This window comes from Polynucleobacter sp. 35-46-11 (assembly GCF_002281105.1).
Genome location: NZ_NCFJ01000755.1, coordinates 1 through 1,015, shown reverse-complemented (window position 1 = coordinate 1,015; position 1,015 = coordinate 1). Strand labels below are relative to the sequence as shown.

The window sequence follows — 1,015 nt, the reverse complement described above, 5'->3', positions numbered from 1 at the left end:
AATCCAGCTTGGATGAACTTCCTCAGTTATGGAGTATTTTGAAGGGCGATATGAGTTTTGTCGGTCCAAGGCCTGCCCTATTTAATCAATATGAGTTGGAATTTCTAATTCATCCAAGAAGGCAGTTTCACAGTCGATCTGAGTAAATTCAGGCTGACGATCAGCTCGTAAATCTTCGTCACGGAAACACTTCGTAATTTGGTAGTAGCGATCAAAACCAGCCACCATCAACAATTGTTTAAACAATTGAGGGGACTGTGGCAATGCAAAGAACTGACCATCATGTACACGTGAAGGGACTAGATAGTCACGCGCACCCTCAGGAGTACTCTTGGTCAACATCGGTGTTTCAATATCAATAAAGCCTGCAGCGTCGAAATAGCGACGACATTCCATGGCAACGTTGTAACGCAAACGCAAATTCTTTTGCATTTGAGGGCGCCGTAAATCTAGAACGCGGTGAGTTAAGCGAGTGGTCTCAGATAAATTCTCATCCTCTAATTGGAATGGAGGAGTAATAGACGCATTAAGAATGACCAAGCTATGGCAAAGCACTTCAATCTTGCCACTCACTAAATCATTATTCTCGGTACCAGCTGGACGCGCACGCACCAAGCCTTTGATCTGAATACAAAACTCGTTACGAACCTGCTCAGCTAAAGCGAACATTTCCGGACGATCTGGATCGCATACCACCTGCACAAAACCCTGGTGATCACGTAGGTCAATAAAAATTACGCCACCGTGGTCACGGCGTCGATTTACCCAACCAGACAGGGTAATTTCCTGACCAATGAGTGATTCAGTTACCTGACCGCAGGTATGGCTTCGCATCGACATAACAATTTCCTATAAATCAAAGATGATGGTTTGGCCCAATCACGGGCAAACCAGTTGAACTGGTGGGAGGAACAGATCCCATTGAAACAATATGCTTGAGCGCCGCTTCGACACTCATCTCTAATTCAATAGTGTTCGCACGGGGGACAATCATAAAAAATCCAGAAGTCGGATT

Annotated in this window: 3 pseudogenes; 1 reads left to right on the top strand and 2 read right to left on the bottom strand. The window is 44.9% G+C overall.

Annotated features, from left to right (window positions below):
- Positions 1-80: pseudogene (locus B7Y67_RS19345) on the top strand (sugar transferase); the annotation flags it as partial.
- Between the two features lie 34 nt (positions 81-114).
- Here B7Y67_RS19345 and aspS read toward each other — a convergent pair.
- Together aspS and B7Y67_RS19335 are read right to left on the bottom strand one after the other, a co-directional pair.
- Positions 115-840 (bottom strand): annotated as a pseudogene (gene aspS / locus B7Y67_RS19340) (aspartate--tRNA ligase); the annotation flags it as partial.
- Between the two features lie 16 nt (positions 841-856).
- A pseudogene (locus tag B7Y67_RS19335) lies at positions 857-1,015 on the bottom strand (DUF502 domain-containing protein); the annotation flags it as partial.